Source organism: Paraburkholderia sp. GAS199 (assembly GCF_050436585.1).
Lineage (GTDB): Bacteria > Pseudomonadota > Gammaproteobacteria > Burkholderiales > Burkholderiaceae > Paraburkholderia.
The window spans coordinates 989,944-1,010,440 of record NZ_JBNDMM010000003.1 but is presented as its reverse complement, the minus strand read 5'-3'; the positions used below and the strand labels follow the sequence as shown (position 1 = coordinate 1,010,440).

The 20,497-nt window shown below is 65.3% G+C and carries 18 protein-coding genes; 8 read left to right on the top strand and 10 right to left on the bottom strand.

Going from position 1 to position 20,497, the window contains the following annotated elements; genetic code table 11:
- Positions 1-15: 15 nt before the first annotated feature.
- The gene (locus P3T18_RS16110) at positions 16-741 is read left to right on the top strand and encodes a pirin family protein (protein ID WP_429300908.1); all 726 of its coding nucleotides are present in this window, start codon (positions 16-18) and stop codon (positions 739-741) included.
- Between the two features lie 121 nt (positions 742-862).
- Here P3T18_RS16110 and P3T18_RS16105 read toward each other — a convergent pair whose 3' ends face one another.
- From P3T18_RS16105 to prpR, 4 genes are all read right to left on the bottom strand, one after another.
- Complete coding sequence (locus P3T18_RS16105; RefSeq protein ID WP_429300907.1) at positions 863-2,017, bottom strand: alkane 1-monooxygenase; 1,155 nt, start codon at positions 2,015-2,017, stop codon at positions 863-865.
- A gap of 379 nt (positions 2,018-2,396) precedes the next feature.
- On the bottom strand, positions 2,397-3,986 hold the full coding sequence (ahpF, locus tag P3T18_RS16100) for an alkyl hydroperoxide reductase subunit F (protein ID WP_429300906.1): 1,590 nt from the start codon (positions 3,984-3,986) through the stop codon (positions 2,397-2,399).
- A gap of 151 nt (positions 3,987-4,137) precedes the next feature.
- Positions 4,138-4,701 (bottom strand): alkyl hydroperoxide reductase subunit C, encoded by a 564-nt coding sequence (gene ahpC, locus P3T18_RS16095; RefSeq protein WP_429300905.1) that lies wholly within the window; start codon positions 4,699-4,701, stop codon positions 4,138-4,140.
- 136 nt (positions 4,702-4,837) lie between these two features.
- Entirely contained in the window at positions 4,838-6,808 is a 1,971-nt protein-coding gene (gene prpR / locus P3T18_RS16090; RefSeq protein WP_429300904.1) for a propionate catabolism operon regulatory protein PrpR, read from the bottom strand.
- Positions 6,809-7,066: 258 nt separating this feature from the next.
- Between prpR and P3T18_RS16085 the strand changes: the two genes are divergently transcribed.
- The 3 genes from P3T18_RS16085 to P3T18_RS16075 all read left to right on the top strand — a co-directional run bounded on the left by P3T18_RS16085 (position 7,067) and on the right by P3T18_RS16075 (position 10,220).
- Complete coding sequence (locus P3T18_RS16085; RefSeq protein WP_429300903.1) at positions 7,067-7,951, top strand: isocitrate lyase/PEP mutase family protein; 885 nt, start codon at positions 7,067-7,069, stop codon at positions 7,949-7,951.
- A 362-nt stretch (positions 7,952-8,313) separates the two neighbouring features.
- On the top strand, positions 8,314-9,753 hold the full coding sequence (locus P3T18_RS16080; protein WP_429300902.1) for an MFS transporter: 1,440 nt from the start codon (positions 8,314-8,316) through the stop codon (positions 9,751-9,753).
- A gap of 26 nt (positions 9,754-9,779) precedes the next feature.
- Positions 9,780-10,220: a GNAT family N-acetyltransferase gene (locus P3T18_RS16075; RefSeq protein WP_429300901.1), complete on the top strand. Its 441-nt coding sequence runs from the start codon at positions 9,780-9,782 to the stop codon at positions 10,218-10,220.
- A 25-nt stretch (positions 10,221-10,245) separates the two neighbouring features.
- Here P3T18_RS16075 and P3T18_RS16070 read toward each other — a convergent pair whose 3' ends face one another.
- Positions 10,246-11,109, bottom strand: coding sequence for a 2OG-Fe(II) oxygenase (locus P3T18_RS16070; protein WP_429300900.1), 864 nt, complete (start codon positions 11,107-11,109; stop codon positions 10,246-10,248).
- 83 nt (positions 11,110-11,192) lie between these two features.
- Entirely contained in the window at positions 11,193-11,672 is a 480-nt protein-coding gene (locus P3T18_RS16065; protein WP_429300899.1) for a nuclear transport factor 2 family protein, read from the bottom strand.
- Between the two features lie 332 nt (positions 11,673-12,004).
- Between P3T18_RS16065 and P3T18_RS16060 the strand changes: the two genes are divergently transcribed.
- The gene (locus P3T18_RS16060; RefSeq protein ID WP_429300898.1) at positions 12,005-12,679 is read left to right on the top strand and encodes a hypothetical protein; all 675 of its coding nucleotides are present in this window, start codon (positions 12,005-12,007) and stop codon (positions 12,677-12,679) included.
- A 182-nt stretch (positions 12,680-12,861) separates the two neighbouring features.
- The gene (locus tag P3T18_RS16055) at positions 12,862-14,226 is read left to right on the top strand and encodes a DUF2325 domain-containing protein (RefSeq protein ID WP_429300897.1); all 1,365 of its coding nucleotides are present in this window, start codon (positions 12,862-12,864) and stop codon (positions 14,224-14,226) included.
- Positions 14,227-14,256: 30 nt separating this feature from the next.
- Here the strand turns inward: P3T18_RS16055 and P3T18_RS16050 are convergent, their stop codons facing one another.
- The 3 genes from P3T18_RS16050 to P3T18_RS16040 form a co-directional block, all read right to left on the bottom strand.
- A complete protein-coding gene (locus P3T18_RS16050; protein ID WP_429300896.1) occupies positions 14,257-14,667 on the bottom strand; it encodes a winged helix-turn-helix domain-containing protein in 411 nt (136 codons plus the stop codon).
- A gap of 51 nt (positions 14,668-14,718) precedes the next feature.
- The gene (locus tag P3T18_RS16045) at positions 14,719-15,363 is read right to left on the bottom strand and encodes a nitrogen fixation protein NifQ (RefSeq protein WP_429300895.1); all 645 of its coding nucleotides are present in this window, start codon (positions 15,361-15,363) and stop codon (positions 14,719-14,721) included.
- Positions 15,364-15,444: 81 nt separating this feature from the next.
- Positions 15,445-15,933, bottom strand: coding sequence for a molybdopterin-dependent oxidoreductase (locus tag P3T18_RS16040; RefSeq protein WP_429300894.1), 489 nt, complete (start codon positions 15,931-15,933; stop codon positions 15,445-15,447).
- A 244-nt stretch (positions 15,934-16,177) separates the two neighbouring features.
- Here P3T18_RS16040 and P3T18_RS16035 point away from each other — a divergent pair, with 244 nt between their 5' ends.
- Both P3T18_RS16035 and P3T18_RS16030 read left to right on the top strand, forming a co-directional pair.
- On the top strand, positions 16,178-17,053 hold the full coding sequence (locus P3T18_RS16035; protein ID WP_429300893.1) for an extracellular solute-binding protein: 876 nt from the start codon (positions 16,178-16,180) through the stop codon (positions 17,051-17,053).
- 4 nt (positions 17,054-17,057) lie between these two features.
- A complete protein-coding gene (locus P3T18_RS16030) occupies positions 17,058-18,929 on the top strand; it encodes an ATP-binding cassette domain-containing protein (protein WP_429300892.1) in 1,872 nt (623 codons plus the stop codon).
- A 99-nt stretch (positions 18,930-19,028) separates the two neighbouring features.
- On the opposite strand, the gene P3T18_RS16025 is transcribed toward P3T18_RS16030, so the two are convergent.
- Complete coding sequence (locus P3T18_RS16025; protein ID WP_429300891.1) at positions 19,029-20,471, bottom strand: nicotinate phosphoribosyltransferase; 1,443 nt, start codon at positions 20,469-20,471, stop codon at positions 19,029-19,031.
- Positions 20,472-20,497: the final 26 nt, after the last annotated feature.

Genomic DNA, 20,497 nt, shown 5'->3' with positions numbered 1-20,497 from the left:
ACCAAGGAGAAGAAGATGCTTGAAATCAGACACGCCAATCAACGCGGTCGCGCAGAGCACGGCTGGCTGAGCTCGCGTCACACGTTTTCGTTCGCGAGCTATCACGACCCGAAGCAGAATGGCTTCTCGGACCTGCTCGTCATCAACGACGACCGCGTCGCGCCGTCGCAAGGTTTCGGCAAGCACCCGCATCGCGACATGGAAATTTTCTCGTACGTGCTGGAAGGCGCGCTCGAACACAAGGACACGATGGGTACGGGTTCGGTGATCGTCCCCGGCGACATTCAGTTGATGAGCGCGGGAACGGGCGTCGCGCACAGCGAATACAACCATTCGAAGACCGAGCCGGTGCACTTCATGCAGATCTGGATCGCGCCGTCGAAGATGGGTACGCCGCCGCGTTACCAGCAGCGTCACTTCGGCGCGGATCAGAAGCGCGGAAACTTGCGGCTCGTGTTGTCGCCGGACGGCGCGAACGATTCACTCCAGGTGCAACAGGACGCACGCGTCTACGCCGGTCTTTTCGACGGTGACGAAACCGCGCGGCTCGAGCTGGCGAAAGATCGCTACGCGTACATCCAGGTGGCACGCGGCAGCGTCACGGTGAACGGCGTGGAACTCGGCGAGGGCGACGGCGCGCGCGTGCGCGGCGAGGAAGCGCTGACCTTCTCGCAAGGCCGCGACGCCGAAGTGCTGGTGTTCGACCTGCGCAACATCGAAACCTCGGCCATGTGGGCCTGATCGACTGAAGCCGGCACGGCGAGCCGCCAGGCTCGCCCTGTCGCTCTACCTGCAAGGCAGAAAAAAAGCCGCCGGGCTCGGGCCCAGGCGGCTTTTTTATGGGCGGTTCGCAACCGGCCGGCTAACCGGCAAACTCGGCCAGCACACGCTCGCGGATCGCCGGACGGATATTCGACTGCGCCATATCGCCCCGGTAATGCGCCACGACGCGCGGATTCATCACGCGAAACCAGATTGGCGGCACGTAGGCCAGCATGATCATGGTCGCGTAACCGGACGGCAACTGCGGCGCGCCGTCGAAATGCCGCAAGGCCTGAAACGAGCGCGTCGGATTCGCGTGGTGATCCGCGTGACGTTGCAACTGATAGAGAAACAGGTTCGTCACGATGCGGTTGCTGTTCCACGAATGCTGCGGCTGGCAGCGTTCGTAACGGCCGCTCGCGAGCTGCTTGCGGCCGAGTCCGTAATGCTCAAGGTAATTGACCACTTCGAGTAGCGAAGCGCCGTACACAGCCTGGATCAGCAGGAACGGAATCACGACTTTGCCGAACAGCGCCACCATCGCGCCCCACAGCACCGCCGTCATCGCCCACGAGTGCAGCACTTCGTTGCGCAGGGTCCACGGCGATTTGCCCAGACGCTCGAGCCGATGCTTCTCGAGCCGCCACGCCGACGCAATGCTGCCACCCACCGTGCGCGGCAGAAACGCCCAGAACGATTCCCCGTAGCGCGCGCTCGCCGGGTCGTTGGGCGTCGCGACGCGCACGTGATGGCCGCGATTGTGCTCGACGAAAAAGTGGCCGTAGGCGACGGGCGCGAGTGTGATCTTCGCGAGCCAGCGCTCGAAACGATCGGTCTTGTGACCCAGTTCGTGAGCGGTATTGATCGACACGCCGGTGGCCGCGCCCAGCGAGAGCGCGAAGCCCAGGTAGTCGTACCACGGCAGCGAGTGCGTGCCCACGATCCATAACGCGCCGAAAAACGACACGTATTCGATGAAGGTGGCGAGGTAGACGATCCGGCGGTAGTAGCGCTCTTTTTCGAGCGTCGGGACGATGTCTTCCGGCGGGTTGTTCGGGTCGTCGCCGATCAGATAATCGAGCACCGGAATGATGCCGAACACGAAGATTGGCCCGAACCACCAGAAGAAGTGCCAGCCGGTCAGCATGGCGAAATTCGCGGCATGCAGCGGCAAGGTGATGGTGAGCGCGCCGAGCAGCCACAGATAACGCTTGCCGTCGACCCAGCGTGCGGGGGCCGCTTGCGGTGTTGCCATTGTCTCCCTCCTTGTTTTATGCCGTCCGTTGCCGGCCAGGCCGCCTCTGTCGGGCAGCCCGTTACGCATGCCGGCACGAGCGTGTCCGGCTTTCCCATTTATATGGCGTGACGCGCGGATCGCCAAGGAATCGCGCCAGGTGCGAGGCTCCAAACGATGCGGGTCGCGCGGTTGCGGGCGCACGCTGCATCGAGCGGATGAATGAAACGGATGTTTACGGGCGTGCTGCGTTGCAGTACGCGCGACGTATGCGGAATGCCTGAACGGAGGCGCCGGTTTCGCGCGTTGCTCGAATCGCGTGAACCGTGAGAATCGCGCGAACCGTCCGCGCAAAAAAAACGGCGGCCCGAAGGCCGCCGTTCATTACTTTCCAACTAGCTCACACAGCTTCTGCTTCGACTTCACTCACCACCTCAACTTCTTCGCTGTTGCGGATCAGGTGATCGAACGCGGAGAGCGATGCCTTCGCGCCTTCGCCCACTGCGATCACGATCTGCTTGAACGGCACCGTGGTCACGTCGCCCGCAGCGAACACGCCCGGCACCGACGTCGCGCCGCGTGCGTCGACCACGATCTCGCCGTGCTTCGACAATTCGACCGTGCCCTTGAGCCATTCGGTGTTCGGCACGAGGCCGATCTGCACGAATACGCCTTCCAGTTCGACCTTTTTCGATTCGCCCGAACGCAGATCCTTGTAGACCAGACCGTTGACCTTCTTGCCGTCGCCGGTGATTTCCGTGGTCTGCGCTTCGGTCACGACCGTGACGTTGGCGAGACTGCGCAGCTTGCGTTGCAACACTTCGTCTGCGCGCAGTTGTGCGCCGAATTCGAACAGCGTGACCTGACTCACGATACCGGCCAGATCGATCGCCGCTTCGACGCCCGAGTTGCCGCCGCCGATCACCGCGACGCGCTTGCCCTTGAACAACGGACCGTCGCAGTGCGGGCAGTACGCCACGCCGTGATTGCGGTACTCGCGCTCGCCCGGCACGTTGATTTCGCGCCAGCGCGCACCGGTCGCGAGAATGACCGTCTTCGCCTTCAGCACCGCGCCGTTGGCGAGGCGCACTTCGTTGATCCGGCCAGGAATCAGTGCGTCGGCGCGCTGCACGTCCATGATGTCGACTTCATAGCTCTTCACGTGCTGTTCGAGCGCCGTGGCGAACTTCGGCCCTTCCGTCTCGGTGACGGAGACGAAGTTCTCGATGGCGAGCGTGTCCAGCACCTGACCGCCGAAGCGCTCCGCCACCACGCCCGTCGCAATGCCCTTGCGCGCCGAGTAGATCGCGGCTGCCGCGCCTGCGGGACCGCCGCCGACGATCAGCGTGTCGAACACCGGCTTCTTTTCCAGTTCTTTCGCAGCACGTGCACCGGCGTTGCTGTCGAGCTTCGCGAGAATTTCCTTCACGCCGCTGCGGCCCTGGCCGAACACTTCGCCGTTCATGAACATGGTCGGTACCGCCATGATCTGGCGCGCTTCGACTTCGTTCTGGAACAGCGCGCCGTCGATCGCGACGTGACCGATACGCGGATTGATGAGCGCCATCACGTTCAGTGCCTGGACGACTTCCGGGCAGTTCTGGCATGACAGCGAGAAATACGTTTCGAAGGCGTAGTCGCCGTCGAGATTGCGGATCTGTTCGATCACCGCGTCGTCGAGCTTGACCGGATGGCCGCCGACCTGCAGCAGCGCGAGGACGAGCGACGTGAATTCGTGGCCCATCGGAATGCCGGCGAAGCGGATGCCGGTTGCCTTGCCCGGCTCGCCGATCGAGAACGACGGCTTGCGTTCTGCGTCGTCACGGCGTTCGATCACGGCCACACGCTCCGACAGCGAAGCGATATCGTTCAGCAGTGCCAGCAGCTCCTGCGATTTCGCGCTGTCGTCGAGCGACGCGACGATCTCGATAGGCCTGCTAACCTTTTCGAGGTACGTTTTCAACTGGGTCTTGAGATTGGCGTCAAGCATGGCGATTCGATTCCGTGACGAGGGTGTTGGGTCCCGGGCACTGCGCCTATCCGGATAGGATGCGCGCAGCCCGGGGGCGTGCGGATCGCTGTAAGAAGCGCTCCGCACGGGATGCGCCGCGAGGCGCGTGTACGACTCGATGCAGTGAAGCTTAGATCTTGCCGATCAGGTCCAGCGACGGCGACAGCGTTTCTGCGCCCGGCGTCCACTTGGCGGGGCAAACTTCACCCGGGTGTGCCGCGATGTATTGCGCAGCCTGAACCTTGCGCAGCAGCTCGCCTGCGTCACGGCCGATGCCGTTGTCGTGCACTTCGCACAGCTTGATCTCGCCTTCCGGGTTGATCACGAACGTGCCGCGCAGTGCCAGACCTTCTTCTTCGATCAGCACGTCGAAGTTGCGCGAGATTGCCAGGGTCGGGTCGGCGATCATCGGGTATTCGATCTTCTGGATCGTGTCCGACGTGTCGTGCCATGCCTTGTGCGTGAAATGCGTATCGGTCGACACGCTGTAGATTTCCACGCCGAGCTTCTTGAATTCCGCGTAACGATCAGCCAGGTCGCCCAGTTCGGTCGGGCAAACGAAGGTGAAGTCAGCCGGGTAGAAAACGAAAACCGACCACTTGCCCTTCAGGGTTTCTTCAGTGACGGTCACGAAATCGCCATTGTGGAAAGCCTGTGCCTTGAACGGTTTGACTTGACTATTGATGATCGGCATTTGCTGAGTCCTCTTTCTGAGTGGTTGGAAAGTGGAGTCAGTATGTCAGACGACGCTTAATAGGTAAAGCGGATTGTTTTAATCATAGTGATAGCCTGACACTATTTAACGCCTTGGCGGCGCCTATCAAAGGGGTCTATTCCCTGAGAAGCCGCCAGAGCGTGGTGCGGCCGATGCCCAGCGCCCGGCTGGCCGCCGCGCGGTTTCCGCCGGCGGCTTCGAGCGCCTGCAGAACCGCTTCGCGGCTCGGCGCGGCACGGGCTGGGCCGCTGCCGTTCGGCGCGACCGCCGCGCCGTTTTGCGCCGGAACCGCCTGATGCGCCACCCGGTTCATGCGCGCGAACTCGGGAAAAACGGCGTGAAGGTCGTCCGCGGCTTCGGACGCGGCGTCGACGGAATAAATCGCGGCGCGCGCCAGCAGATTTTCCAGCTCCCGCACGTTGCCGGGCCACGCGTACTGCTCGAAGAGCGGCGCGAGAAAGGCCAGCACGCGCTCTTGAGCCTGCTCCGACAACCCATATTGGGACGCGCTGCGGCTCAACAAGTGCCGCGCCAGTTGCGCCAGGTCGGCGCGCCGCTCGCGCAACGGCGGCAATTCTATCTGAAGCAGATTCAGCCGAAAATACAGATCCGCGCGAAATGCGTCCTGCTCGACGAGCGCGTGGAGATCGCGATGCGTGGCGGCGATCACCCGCACGTCGATCGGCGTCGCCCGTCCGGCGCCGAGTTTCATGACTTCGCGCTCCTGCAAGACCCGCAGCAGCCGGCTTTGCAGCGAAGCCGGCATCTCGCCGATTTCGTCGAGAAAGATGGTGCCGGTATGCGCGATTTCGAACAGCCCCGGCTTGCCGCCGCGCCGCGCGCCGGTGAAGGCGCCTTCTTCGTGGCCGAACAGCTCGCTTTCGATCAGACCTTCCGGCAGCGCCGCGCAGTTGAACGCGACGAACGGATTGCCGCGCCGCCGGCTGGCGTTGTGGATGCCTTGCGCGACCAGTTCCTTGCCGGTGCCGCTCTCGCCGGTGAGCAGCACGGTGGCGTCGTGCGCCGCGCCCGCCTGCGCGAGGCGCTTCACGCGTGCAAGCGCGGCCGAGTCGCCGATCAGATCGTCCAGCCGGTGCCGCGCAACCAGATGTTTCGGCCGCTGACTGGTGCGCAGCGTCCGGTCGATCCGCTGCGCGACCAGCGCGTCCTGCACGGTCACGACCGCGCCGGCGCGCGCGCCCTGCTCCATGACCGGCAGACAGTTGACGATCACCGAACGCCCACCGAACTGCTCGACGCGCTCGTCGGGCGCTGCGCCCGTGGCGCCGACCTCGCGCAGTAGCGGCCCGAGCGCGCGAACCAGTTGAGCCGACGCATCCTGCTCCCGGTCGAGGGCCAGCAGATCGAGCATGGCCGGATTGACGGCTTCGAGCTGACCGGCTTCGTCGAAGGCGGCCACGCCGTCGCGCAGGTGCGCGACGATCGTATTCAGCCGAACGCGCTTCGATTCTTTCTGACGGCTCACGCGCGCCAGTTCCACCGAGCGCTCGAACGCTTCCTCGACTGCACCGAGCGAGTAGAGAAATACGCTCTCGAGCCCGGCGCGCTGGGCGAAGTCGCAGGCCATGCCCGGTCCGATGATGACGCCGCAGCCATCGGCGGCGAGGCTTGCCACGGCGAGCCGGACTTCGTCGACGGAGCGGTAGGCGCGTTGCTTCAGCCCGACGCTCAGCCAGCCGCTCAGGTCGGCGAGTTCGTGCGAGATCGTTTCGTGCAGCACCAGTCCGATCGACGCGCCCGGCCAGTTCGACGTGGCGCGGGTAATCGCACTCAGCACATCGAAGCCGTTCACCTTGACCATGACCACCGGCACGCTGAGGTTGTCGCGCAGATAGGCGCCGTTCGAGCCCGCAGCCAGCACGACATCGACCGCGCCGGCGTCGACATAGGCCTGCAAGGCCGTGACCGCCGCGCCGTAGCCCTCGCGCACCGGGAAAAAGCGCGCGCGGTTCGCGTAGCGCGGCGCGACCGTTTCGCACAAAGACTGCAGACGGCTGATGCTGACCAGCGCCACACCCGGCTGGCCGCTGCTGGACGAATCGAAAGACGGCGAAAAGGCGCTCACTCGGACACTCCTTCGGGATAAACGCGTTCCACGAAACGTCTTGCGGAACGTTTCATGAAACGTTTCCTGGATTGTGCCACGGCGCAACGCCGCGCACCCGTTCGCCCACTCGAGCGCCTAAGCTTCTGATTAGCCTATGAATCCCGGCTTGGTGGGTCGCATGGCATGCTTTCTGCAGAAATCCCGCCCACGCGCGCGGTCGAGACTTACGCGCCGCGCCGGCTTTTCCCTTCATTCCAGACACCGGAGACCTACGTCATGAGCACTTCTTCCGCCAATCGCCGCGCCGCCTTCCGCGCCAAAGTCAACGAACGCCGCGGCCTGCTGCTGCCCGGCGCGTTCAACGCCATGAGCGCGCGCGTGATCGAAGACGCGGGCTTCGAGGCGATCTACATCACCGGCGCCGGCGTCACGAACATGTCGCTCGGCCTGCCCGATCTCGGCTTCATCGGACTCGCGGAAGTGGCGGAACACACGGCGCGCATCCGCGACGCGGTGGCCCTGCCGCTGGTCGTGGACGCCGACACCGGCTTCGGCAACGCGCTGAACGTCCGCCAGACGGTGCGCGTGCTGGAGCGCAGCGGCGCCGACGTGATTCAGTTCGAAGACCAGATCATGCCGAAGAAATGCGGCCACTTTTCGGGCAAGGAAGTGGTGAGCACCGCCGAAATGGTCGGCAAGATCCGCGCGGCGGTCGACGCCCGCGAAGACGGCAATCTGCAGATCATGGCGCGCACCGACTCGGCGGCCGTGCACGGCATCGAAGACGCGATCGAGCGCGGCCACCGCTTTATCGAGGCGGGCGCGGACATTCTGTTCATCGAAGCCACCGAATCGCTGGCCGACATCGAGCGTCTGCCGTCGCTGTTCGACGCGCCGCAACTGATCAACATCGTGATCGGCGGCAAGACGCCGGTGCAATCGCGTGAAGCGCTGGCGAAACTCGGCTACGGCGTGGTGCTGTACGCGAACGCCGCGTTGCAAGGCGCCGTGCTCGGCATGCAGCGCGCGCTCGGCACGCTCAAAACCAACGGCCGCCTCGACGAAGACGCAAGCCTCGTCGCGCCGTTCAGCGAACGCCAGCGGCTCGTCAACAAGCCGCTCTACGACAAGCTCGACCGCGAATACGCCGCGAAAGATTGAGCAAGGCGGGTCAGAGAAACGGGCCGAACGCACGAAAAGCGCGGCGTGCGCCGCCTGACCCACGGGGAAGGCGGCTGTCGCGCACACGCTTCGTGCGGTCGACGGTGATATGACGCGAATTGTTGCGTTACGATTCAGGCTGGGCCGGACATAGCACGCTGTGGAACGCGAGCCATGTCCGGCCGCCATCGCATCGCGTCACGTCGACATCACGCGGACCGTGTCTTCGCACTGCCGCAGGCGGGCGCGATCTTCCCGTTTTCGAAAGGTAGTTGCACGCCCATGAAGTTCACGCTTTCCTGCCACGCCAGCGCACGCTGCCGTCCGACGGATCAACCGCCTCGTCCGCCGAGGATCGCGGCATGACCGATAACACCACGCGCGCCTCGCATGTCGGCTGGTTGCCGTATATCGTCGCGGCAACGTTCTTCATGGAGTATCTCGACACCACGGTGATCGCCACGGCGCTGCCGCAAATGGCGCATTCCTTCGGCGTCGGCCCGAACAGCCTGAGTCTCGGCATGACGGCCTACATGCTGGCGCTGGCGATCTTCATTCCCGCGAGCGGCTGGGTCGCCGATCGCTGCGGATCGCGCACGGTGTTTTTCAGCGCGATCGGCGTGTTCACGGTGGCGTCGGTGTTGTGCGGCCTCTCGCAAAACGTCGTCGAGTTCACCGCGGCGCGCCTTCTGCAAGGCATGGGCGGCGCGATGATGGTGCCGGTCGGCCGGCTGATCGTGGTGCGCAGCACCGAGAAGAGCCGCATGATGCAGGCCATCTCCACGATCACCTGGCCCGCGATCGCCGCGCCGGTCGTCGGTCCGCCGGTGGGCGGTTTCATCACGACATATGCGTCGTGGCGCTGGATCTTCCTGCTGAACGTGCCGTTCGGTCTGGCGGCCATGGCCATCGCGCTCGCGCTGGTGCCGAACCTGCGCGGCAGCGAACGCAAGCCGCTCGACGTGGTCGGCCTGCTGCTGAGCGGCGCGACGCTCACGGCCATCCTCTACGGCGCCGAACTGGCCAGTCAGCCGGGCGAAAACCCGTGGGTGGCGGGCGCCTTCGTGCTCGGCGGACTGATCGCTGGCGTGGTGGCATTCCAGCACGCGAAGCGCCATCCGCATCCGCTGATCGACGTGTCCACGCTGAAAATCCCCACCTTTTCGGTGACGGTCGTGACCGGCTCGTTCACCCGCATCGGCATCGGCGCGGTGCCGTATCTGATGCCGCTGCTGTTTCAGGTCGGCTTCGGTTTGTCCGCGTTCAAATCGGGGCTGCTGCTGCTCGCGAGCGCGCTCGGCAATCTCGGCATGAAGGCGCTGACCACGCGCATCCTGCAGCGCTACGGTTTTCGCATGGTGTCGATCGTCGACGTGACGGTGGCCGGGATTTTCATCATCGCCTGCGGACTGCTGACACCCAACGTGCCGCTCGTGCTGGTGCTGTTCGTGGTGTTCGTCTACGGCGTGGCCCGCTCGATGCAGTTCTCGACGCTCGCCACCCTCGCCTACGCCGACGTCGCGCAACCCAAGATGAGTGCCGCCAGCACGTTGTGGAGCGCCGCCGCGCAGATGACGATCGGCCTCGGCATCGCCTTCGGCGCGGTGTCGTTGCGCGCCGCCGCATTCTTCAACGGCGAAAACAGCGGTCATGTGTTTACGCTCGACGACTTCCGTCTCGCGTTCCTGTTCGCCGGCGTGCTGACGCTGGTGTCGGTGCTCGGCTACGTGGGTCTCGCGCGCGACGCGGGACAAAGCATCGGCGGCGGCTCGCGCGGCGCCGAAGATCCGGCCAAAAGCTGAGCCGCTCATTTTCCCGGAGACATGGCGTGCAAGCAGTCGACCTGACGATCTCGACAGATAAAGACAAACTCGACCTCGAGATGACCTACGCGTTTCTCTCGCAGGAAACGCCGTGGGCCAAAGGCATGCCGCGCGAGACTTTCGATCGCGCGGTGGCGGGCTCGCTGTGCTTCGGCGCGTACCTCGACGGCACGCAGATCGGCTTCGCGCGACTTATCACCGACGAAGCCACCTTCGCCTACCTGAGCGACGTGTTCGTGCTGCCGGCGCATCGCGGCAAGGGCGTCGCGTCGGCGCTGATGTCGGCCATCGCCGCGCGCCCCTCGCTTCAGGGAATCCGCCGGATGGTGCTGGTCACCACCGACGCCCACCACGTCTATGCGCCGCACGGCTTCACGCCGCTGGAACATCCCGAACGTTACATGGAACGCCACGACCCGCACGTGTACGCCACCGGCCAGCCATAAAGCAGCGGACGCGGGGCACGGTGCATCAGCCGTAGGCGCGTTCGCGCATCCACTTCGTCATGATCCATTTGTCGCCGCCGAGCACCGGCGCGCCGCCGTGCAGGGTCAGCGGATCGAGCTGACGCTGGCCGTTCATATAGCGGAAATACACCGCGCCGCCCTGCTGCGCCGCCACCGACAAACCGGCCTCCGGAAAGATCGTTTCGCCACCGTCCGGCACGTCGTTCAGATAGATGACGAGCGTCGCGACACGTTGACCGCCTTGCGCCGTGTGGACCGCGCTGCCGGGCTGATCGGGCGGAAAATAATCGAAATGCGGGCGATATTCGCCGGTCGTGTTGTAGTGCAGGATCTGCAGACCCTCACCGTTTTCGACCGGCCAGTTCATCAGGCTCGAAATGCGCCGATCCAGCATCTCGATGAAAGAATCTTCGCCGCGCTGATACCACACGCCCTCGCTGGTGCGGTTGCGGATCACGTCTTCCTTGCCGGTGTCGGGATTGACCGTGGTCGAACGTTTCAGCCGATGGCGCGAGCGCTCGATCATCTCGGCGCACTCGTCCTTCGACAGCACGTCGCCGAACACGATGACCTGCGGCCGCTCGCTGCGCATCAGCACGCGTACGTCGCGGTCGTGCGCGCGAATCACGTTGCCGCTCGCCACCGGCGGCTCGTCGTACTGAAAGGTGCGCGGCGCGGACTGCGCCAGCGCAGCCTCGGTCGCGACCGACGCCGACGGCGGCTCGCCGAAGGCCCGATGCACGGCCGACTGTGCCGCCTGCGTGGCGAACCCGGCCTGCACCATTGCGTCGATCATCGAATCCGGACTGCACCCGCGCGCCACGTTACTGCTCAGCCACTCTTCCCATGCGGCGTCTACTACTGGCATAGCACTCCCCGTCGATCGGTATTCCAGCATGCTGCATCAACTGACTGAATTCTGGCAAGGACGGCGCCGCTGCGGCCGCCGCGTCACCCGCGACCCTGCCGACGGCGGTACAGCGCGAGGCCTTTGCGCGCCTGCGCGCGGATCGCGCGTTGCACGAACGGCGTCCATCCGAGCAGCGTGCCGCGCGCGCCGAGCGCCTGGCGGGTCCAGCTCCACAGGTCGAAGCTGTCGTGATGTTCGACGATGCGGCCGTCGCGAAACACGAACCGCGCGGCGATCCGGTTGACCACCGGACGACCGGTCTGACTGAACAGATAGCGCGCGACCCAGCGGGCCCGGCCGCTACGCTCATCCGCTTCGACGCCGTCGAATTCCAGCGAAAAATCCTGCGCCCGCGCGACCAGCATGCGCCACATGTCGCGCGCCTCTTCGCCGCGCAACGGGCCGAATACGGGGTCGCTGAACAGCACGTCGTCCGCGTAACAGGCGGCCATGGCTTCGGCGTCGCGTTGCTGGAAAGCGGTGTAGAAGCGCTCGATGAGTTCGGTGTTGGGATGGCTCATGGTTCGCTCGTTGTTAGTATTTTGAGTTGCCGGAACGGGAAGCGGCGTCGAAACGCCGTGCGGGCGGCCTGGCACGCCGGTCTCGCGGGATGCGCACGTGTTGGCCCGGTGTCTGGCCGGCGTTGCGTTCCCTCGCGCGCCCGTGCCGCACACGATATCGGAAATTCGGGTCGGTGTGGGACGCCCGCCGGAGCGCAGCGCTGCTCACGACCAACACCCGGACCGGCTTTCGTTATATCCTGTCGGATATTACGGTAGGCTCCCTGAAGCGTCGCGCCACGTCTGGCCGCGGCTTTCCACGGAGCACAACGAAGAGGCAGGAGCCAGAGGCAGTGCGCAGTCGATCCACCTTGAGCCAACCGGCAACGCGCGTCGAGCGCGTGCCGAACGAGATTTCGTCGACCATCGTCGCCGTGAAGTCGGCGTCCGAACGCGGGCGCGCCGAGCTGATCCGCGATGTCGTGGACGCTTACCGCCGCCTGTACGGCAGCGTGCAGCGTTTCGTCTCGATGCTGGGCGCCGATCCGTTGAGCCTGACATCGGTCGGCACGACCGGCTCGCATACGCTGAACCAGTTGCTGTCGATGCTGGCGGAACGCGCAAGGGCAAGCGGCTTCGCGCGTCTGCGTGACTTGAAGGCGGCAATCGAGGAAGCGCGCTCGGCCGAGCAACTGCGCGACGCGATCTTTTCCGACGCGCTCAGCAACGATCTGGCCGCGCTGCGCAAGGTAGTGGCCGAACTGGAGCGGCTCGACGCGGCATTCATCGGCCTGTGCGTCGGTCACGTGCTGGAACAGCATGCTCGTGACGCGAACGGGACAAATGCGACGAATGTCCCCAACGGCTCGAACGGCACGAGCGCCGCAGGCGGAGCGAGGCGCGCCGCGGCCCGTTCCGGCGCGTCCGCGCCGGCCCGCGGCATCGCGCGTGCTTCAGGCGCTCCCCATACATCAGGCACGTCGCGCAGGTCGAACCGCGCGCCCGCGCTCGCCGGCTCGACCGAGTAGAGCGGATTGAGCGACATGAGTCGGTAAGCCGAACCACGAACGAAGCTGTTTTTTATCCGGCAACAATCCGGGCAATACGCCCAGCGTTATATCGCAACAAACATAGCGTTACGATTTTTTGACATGCCGAGCTTGCCCCGCGCGCTCGCACGGCCAATCTGACGATCCGGATCGAGGTCCTCATGCACATGCCACCGTTTCGCCTCGCGCAGACACAGCGTCTCAAACTCTCCGGCGACGACGCCGCGGGAACCGGCTTGCGTGCCGCCGACGCATGCTGCAGCGCGCCGTCCAAAGCCGTCGCGCCGAATACGAAACGCCGCGCGCGTCTGACGGAACTCGACAACCATTTGCACTGCTCGATCATCGGCACCTGTCTGAGCACGCACGAACTGCGCAAGCTGGTGCCGAAATTCACCGGACTCGACCGGCGCGACGCGACCGACCTGGAAATTCATCACTCGGCGGTCGAACTGGCGATCGACGGCGGCGCGGGCGCGAAAGCGCTGCACAAGTCGCTCGACGAACACTATGCGGCCGCGATCCGCCGTTTCGACCAGGCCGCCGACGACGTGGCGCTGCTCGCGCTGTGGGACGAAGCGCTCAAAAACGGCGACATTCCGCCCGCCTACTGGGCGCTGATGACGCACCCGTATGCCACGCTGTACGTGCGTCAGAAGGCGTTCGGCGATCTGCACATGCTCTCGCACCTGGTCGGCGCGGCGAACCGCGCGGACATCCGGCGTCTGGTGGCGCTCGAAGCGGAAAACGCCGAACTGAAGGAGAAGATCGAGCGGCAGCAAAGCCGCTTGCAGGAAATCGGCACGCAGCGCGATGCGACTATCGCCGCGCTCAACGAACAGATCGTCCAGCTCACGGCGTTGGCCACGCGCCAGATTCCCGCCGACGACGCCGACCTCGAAGCGCAATTGCAGCGCCTGCGCGAAAAACTCGCCGACGCCGATCAGCGGATCGCGCTGCACACCAGCCGACGCGAAGCCGCCGAACAGCGCGTGGCGCAGGAGCAAGGCGCGGCGGCCGCGCTGCGCAAGAGCCGCGATCAGGCGCTGGCGCTGCTCAAGGTGGCGCAGAGCGAATGCGACGCGCTGGAACAGGCCACGCTCGACGCCTCGGACACCTCCGGCAATACCGACGGCGGCCGCGCCAGTCTGGCGAGCGTGCGCGGCAAGCGGATCGTCTATGTGGGCGGGCGGCCGGGTTCGAACGCGGCGCTCAAGCGACTGGTGGATGCCGCCGGCGGCGATCTCGTGCTGCACGACGGTGGCGTGGAAGACCGCAAGGGTCTGCTCGCCGCCGCGCTACCCGGCGCGCATATCGTCGTATTTCCCGTGGACTGCATCGATCACGATTCGATGAACACGCTCAAGCGCGTGTGCGAAAGACATCAGATCGACTATCACCCGTTACGGACGGCCAGCGTGGCGAGCTTCGTGGAATTGATGGCGCGGCTGCATCCCGTGCATCTGGAGCAGCTCGCTCAAGGCGGTCATGCGCCGGCCTCGGCGTTCTGTCTGCGTCACGGGTAAGCGGCCAAAACGGGTGAGGCGAACGAGGTCTCAGGACCGGATCATTCGGGTGAGTTCGCTGATCTGCCGTGCGCAACTGCGTTGCGCCTCGGCTTCGACCTCGCGGTACAGGCGAATGATGGATTCGCCCACCGGCGTCAGCGTGCAGCCGCCGCCGCTCTGACCACCCTGCTCCGATGCGGTGGCGGGCATCTTGAGCGAGCGGTTCAATTCGTCGATCAGTAGCCAGGCGCGCCGGTACGACATGTTCAGGCTGCGTGCGGCCGCCGCGATCGAGCCGTGTTCGCGCACGGCTTCGAGCAGTTCGACTTTGCCCGGCCCGAGTGCCACGGCGTCGCCGCTGCGAATGCGCATTCTGAAGCGCACTTCGGGACGGCTCTTCGCAGTTCGGGTCGCGCTTCGAGGCGTGGCTTTGGGGATGGTTTTTGCGGTGTCGGCCATGCGCGAAAGCATACACGAACCGCTTTGCGCTGCCAGCCCGTCGGGCTGTCTTCAGGCGAGCAAAGAACGCGCGCCGGGAAAGCAGTGCCCATAATCTTCGCAGCCGGGACAACCCGGCGCGGGACCAGGTTCCAGACCGAGCGACAGCGCGCGCTGCTGCGCGAGGAATTTCTTCCAGCGCAGATTGTCGACGTTGCGCGCGACCAGCGCCGGGAAGTAGCGCGTCAGCATCCACGTCACCTCGTCGCGGCCGGCAAGACCGAGGTCGCGCCATAAATGGTCGGGCCGCAAGCACGCATGCGCGATGATCGCGGCCAGACAGCGGGCGTCGTCCGGGTCGACTGCGCGCGCGGCTTCGGTCATCAGCAGCGTATGCAGCGAGTCGACGAACGCGGCGTGCTCGCCCTCCAGCAACGTGGGCGGCGGTGACGCCGTCACTGCCGTGCCGAAGTGACGCGCCATCAGCGCGCGCCAGTCCGTCGCGGACAAACCGAGCAGCGCCAGTTCGTCACGCACGTCGCGCGCGGCGATCAGCTTCGCGAAAAGCCGCGTGTCGGGCGAGGCGGGATCGCGTGCGGCCGCGAGCCACGACGCCGCGCGCTCGGCGGCTCGCGCGTCCAGCGAATCCTGCGGCAGGGCCGCAGACGCGCCGCTCAAACCCGGCGCAGCGGGAAGCGAAAGTGGATCGTCAGGCATGGCGTTGAAAGATGAACTCGCGAAAACCTCATGCTACGCCCTCGCGTTACGGCCGTACGCCTTGCCCCCAGCGCCACGCCGCTACGCCGATGCGGTGAGAACATGCGCCTCGATACGCGCGAGACGTTTCACATGACGCGGCGCGGGCAGCATGTCCGAACCGGAAAACAGGATCGGCGCGCCCTCTTCGGCGCTGAGCGGGCGGCCGGCGCATTCGTACGCCACCAGAACGCTTGCGCCCACCGGTGTGTTGAACAGCTCGTGCCATGAAAATGTCACGGCATAGCCGTCGTGTCCGACCGCGACGAACACCGTGCGCTTGAACTCGCCGTGCACCGAGTTCGGCAGACCGGCTTCCAGCAGCAAGGTGGTGAGGCGTACGCCGCGATACGGCTCGACGCTGCGGATAAAGCGGTTGGTCGTGTAGCAACGCAGGTCGAACGGCTCGGCGAGCATGCTCTCGTACTGCCTGAGTTCGTCGAGCCCGAACGACAGATGCCGCTGGAAACGTCCGCTCAACCGGAGCACACCGTCGACGGCCGTTGCCGCACTCATATTCATCGTATCCATACGCGCCTTTCTCCAGCCTCGAAACCCATCCTGCGTCATCACTCGCTATGTACGAACGGATATTACGCCGCCAGCGCGCTTTCAGCACGAAAACGCCGCGATACGCACTATATCGCCCGACTTATCGGCGTTCCCGCGTGTTCGCCCGAGCGTGGTTTTTTCCGCCGGATCGAGGACGCCGCACTGCAATAAACGTCGATGGCGTCGTAATATAACGCTCTTAATAACGAACCGGGGTTTTCGCATGATTCGCAAGTTGCTCGCATCTCTCGTCATCGTCAGCGGCGTGACGGCCGCCATGCCCGCCTTCGCGCAGGACGACACCGTCAACGTGCTGTATGCCGGCTCGCTCGTGAACCTGATGGAACGCAGCGTCGGCCCGGCTTTCGAGAAAGCCACGGGTCAGCATTTCCGCGGCTACGCGGCCGGTTCGAACAAGATCGCCAACGAGATCAAGGGCAAGCTGCGGCGCGGCGACGTGTTCATCAGCGCGAGCCCGAAGGTCAACAGCAGCCTGATGGGCGAAGCGAACGGCGATCACGTGACGTGGTACGTGAATTTCGCGGAATCGCCGCTGATGATCGGCTACAACCCGAAGAGCAAATTCGCTGCGGACTTCAAGACGAAGCGCTGGGATCAGGTGCTGCAGGAACCGGGCATCCGCATCGGCCGCACCGATCCGAAGCTGGACCCGAAGGGCGCGTTCACTGTCGAGATGATGACCAAGGCCGCCGAGCTTTACCATCAGCCGGACCTGGTCCAGAAAACCCTGGGCGCGCCGGAAAATCCCGAGCAGGTGTTGCCTGAGGAAACCCTGGTGGGCCGTCTGCAATCCGGCCAGCTCGACGCCGGCTTTTTCTACTCGACCGAAACCTCGGACCTGAAGATTCCGGCGCTGCGTCCGGCGCCCGAATTGCAGGCCAAGGCCAGCTATACGCTGACCATCCTGAACGACGCGCCGAACCACTCGGGCGCGAGCAGCTTCGTCGATTTCCTGCTGAGCGCACAAGGCCGCACCCTGCTCAAGCAGCACGGCGTGGACATCGTCAAGCCGACCATCACCGGCAACGTGCAGGCCATGCCGCCTTCGGTTCAGGCCGTGATCGACGCCGCCCAGTAACGCTGTGCCGCGTACCGTCGCGCGACCGCTACTGTGGCTGGCGGCGCTGCTTGCCGTCTATCTGTGCGCGCCGTTCGTCGCCAGCGTGCCGCAACTCGGCGCGGCCGACTGGGCCAGCGTCGACTGGCGCGAAACGTGGTCGGCGGTGGCCGTCTCGGCGGGCAGCGCCAGTGTCGCCACGCTGGCGATCCTGCTCGGCGGCGTGCCGCTCGGCTATCTGCTGGCGCGCTCCACCTCACGCAAAATGGCGCTGCTCGGTTTTGTCGTGCAGTTGCCGCTCGCCCTGCCGCCGCTCACCAGCGGCGTGCTGCTGCTGTTCCTGCTCGGTCCGTATAGCTGGGTCGGCCGGCTTACGGGCGGCGCGCTGACGGATTCGTTCACCGGCATCGTTCTCGCGGAAGCCTTCGTCGCCGCGCCGTTTCTCATCATCGCCGCGAAGTCCGCGTTTAGCGCCGTCGATCCCGTGCTCGACGACGTCGCCGCGACGCTCGGTCATCGTGCCGGCAGCCGTTTCCTGCGCGTCATGCTGCCGGTGGCGTGGCCGGCGATTCGCGCCGGACTCGCGCTCGCCTGGCTGCGCGCGTTCGGCGAATTCGGCGCGACCGTGATGGTGGCCTACCATCCGTATTCGCTGCCGGTCTATACCTACGTAGTGTTCGGCGGACAGGGCCTGCCCGCCATGATGCCGTTGCTGCTGCCGACCCTCGCGATCGCGGTGGTCTGCGCCGCGCTGTCGATCTACAGCCTCCGGCAAAAGCCGCTGATCGAGCAGACCGAATCGGGCGACGAAACGCTCGCGCCCCCCACGGATCTAACAGCAAGCCGTGGCGACTCGGCCCGCCTGCGCCTCGCCTTCCAGTTGCGCCGCCGCCTCGGCGCGTTCGATCTCGACCTCGCCTGGGCGCCGACCACGCGACGGCTCGCGATCATCGGACCGTCTGGCTCGGGCAAGTCGCTCGCGCTGCGGCTGATCGCCGGGCTTGAGCGCAACGAAGTCAGCGACGCCGGCGCGGTCCGGCTCGGCACCAAAGACCTCGGCGCGCTGCCGCCGGAGCGCCGGCAGATCGGCTACATGCCGCAGGACTACGGTCTGTTTCCGCATATGACCGTGGCCGAACAACTCGCCTTTCCCGTCGACGCCGATCCCGCCAGCGCGCGCTACTGGCTCGATCACCTCGGTCTCGCGCAACTGGTGGCGCGCCTGCCGCGTCAGTTGTCGTTCGGACAGCGGCAGCGGGTGGCGCTCGCGCGCGCGCTGACGCGGCACAGCGAACTGCTGCTTTTCGACGAGCCATTCGCCGCGCTCGACACACCGCGCCGGCGACGCTTGCAGCAGTCGTTGCGGGCGCTGCAACGGGAGATCACGGCGGTCACGATCATCGTCACGCACGACCCGGACGAAGCCGCGCTGCTCGCGGACGAAGTGCTGGTCGTCGAGCAGGGTCGCGTGCTGCAAGCCGGCGATATCGACGCGGTTTTCGAGCGGCCGGCGTCGATGCGCGTCGCCGAACTGCTCGGCTTGCACAATGTCGGCGAAGGCGTGATGGTGACGCCGGGACTTGTGAATCCCGGCAACGGTCTGGCGTTCGCCACCGCCGATTGCGGTTTCGATTTTGCCGCCGGGCAACACGTGATGTGGCGGGTCGCGTCGCAGTCCGTGGTGGCGTCGGCGGTGGGCGCCTTCGAAGGCGTGGTGGAAGGCGTCGAGTTGCGACGGGGCGAACGGTTCGTGCGGTTGAATCTCGACGGCGTGCGTCTGGACGTTCCGGCTGCCAACGGATTTGCACTCGCGCAGGAAGGCAGCGTCTGGCGAGTCGACGTGCGAGCTTCCGGCGTGGTGGTCTGGTGCCGGGAGGCTGGACGCAGCGACGTTTGACAACGGACCTGCCCGCGGTGCGATGACCGCAGGCAGGCGCCGCCGCGAAACGTCACGCATCACTCATCACCCATCACCCATCACCCATCGCGCACGGGTTTAGCCCTCGGCCGCGTGCGCCCTTTCCCGTACCGCCGCAAAGCTCACGTCGACCAGCAGCTTGCCGGATTCGAACACGGTCACGAGCGCCTCTTCCCATTCGCTTTCGACCATCCGGTCGTCCCACGCGAGCGGCAACGTGACGGTGCGGTATTCGCCGGTCCGGCGATTGACCAGCAAGGTGAGCCGCCCTTTCATCGAGCGCTTGCCGGCGTCCGTCACGGGATCCTTGCGCACGTCCTGCCATGTGTCGCCGATGCGGATCGCCGAGCACTTCATCGCGAAGCGCTGCGTGTCGCGGTTGATCTGCTGAAGCAGCGCGCCGCCCATGCCGAACACGATGTTGTCCGCCGCGAAACCGGCTTCGTCCATCGCGGCGAGGATCGTCCCGATCGACTCGGCGTTCACGCCGTCGCCCTGAATCACGCGGACGTTATTCAGCACGCGCCGCCCCCGGCCGTTCACCGTGGATCCGAACGACGCCTCCAGCGCCCGCATGGTCTGCAGGACGATGCTGAGCGGGTCGCCGGAATCGGGGCGAATCACCAGCGTGCCGCCCGAGTCGAGCACGGCCTGCTTCAACTCCGTGCCCCACACTTCGAGCGCGGCGAACAGGTCGTACGAGTCGGACACCACCGAGACGATTGCGCCGGGCTTGCCGAACTGCGCGATCATGTTGCGGAACGCGTCCGTCTCGCGCTCGCGGCCCCACGACGTGATGGTGCTGTGCTCGGCGGCCGGCACGGAAAACGCCGCCATCGGATCGTTGTAGTAGCGATTCGCGGCCACCACGCCGAGCACCGTGTCCGAACCCATGAAACTCACCAGATGCGCCGCGCCGCCGATTGCCGCCGACTCCGCGCTCGACACGCCACGCGCGCCGAAGTCGTGCAGTTTGAACGGCAGTTGCGAGAGGTCGTCGCTGCTTTTTTCGAGGTAACCGCGAATGGTCTTGCGCAGGTGCCAGCTTTGCGTGGCCACCGTGATCGGATACCACACGCGCAGCAGCATGGTTTCCAGATACGACGCCAGCCAGAACACGCGCGGGTCGTCGCATTCCACCGTGACCAGCACGTTATGCGTCGGCACGACCGAGCCTTCGGGGACGGCGCGTATCCGCACCGGCAGATAGCCGCCGTATTGTTCGACGATGTAGCGCCAGCCCGCTTCGTTGAACGGCTCGCCGTGCGCGGTGAAAAATGCTTTCGCCTCGTCGATCATGGCGGCCGTGATCGGCCGGCACAGATATTCCTTGATCAGCATCTGCAGACCAAAGAACACCGTGCGCTCGTAGCGTCCGCCGCGCGATTCGATGTACGAGAACATCGCCGTGGCTTCGGGCGGATATTGCAGATAGTGCGACGCCTTGTACGAATCCGTGTTGAGGATCGGATTGGACAGGATCGACGCCATGTCGATGAAGCCGGTGTTTTTGTCTTGCATGGCTAGAACTCCTCTAGGCCGTTGAA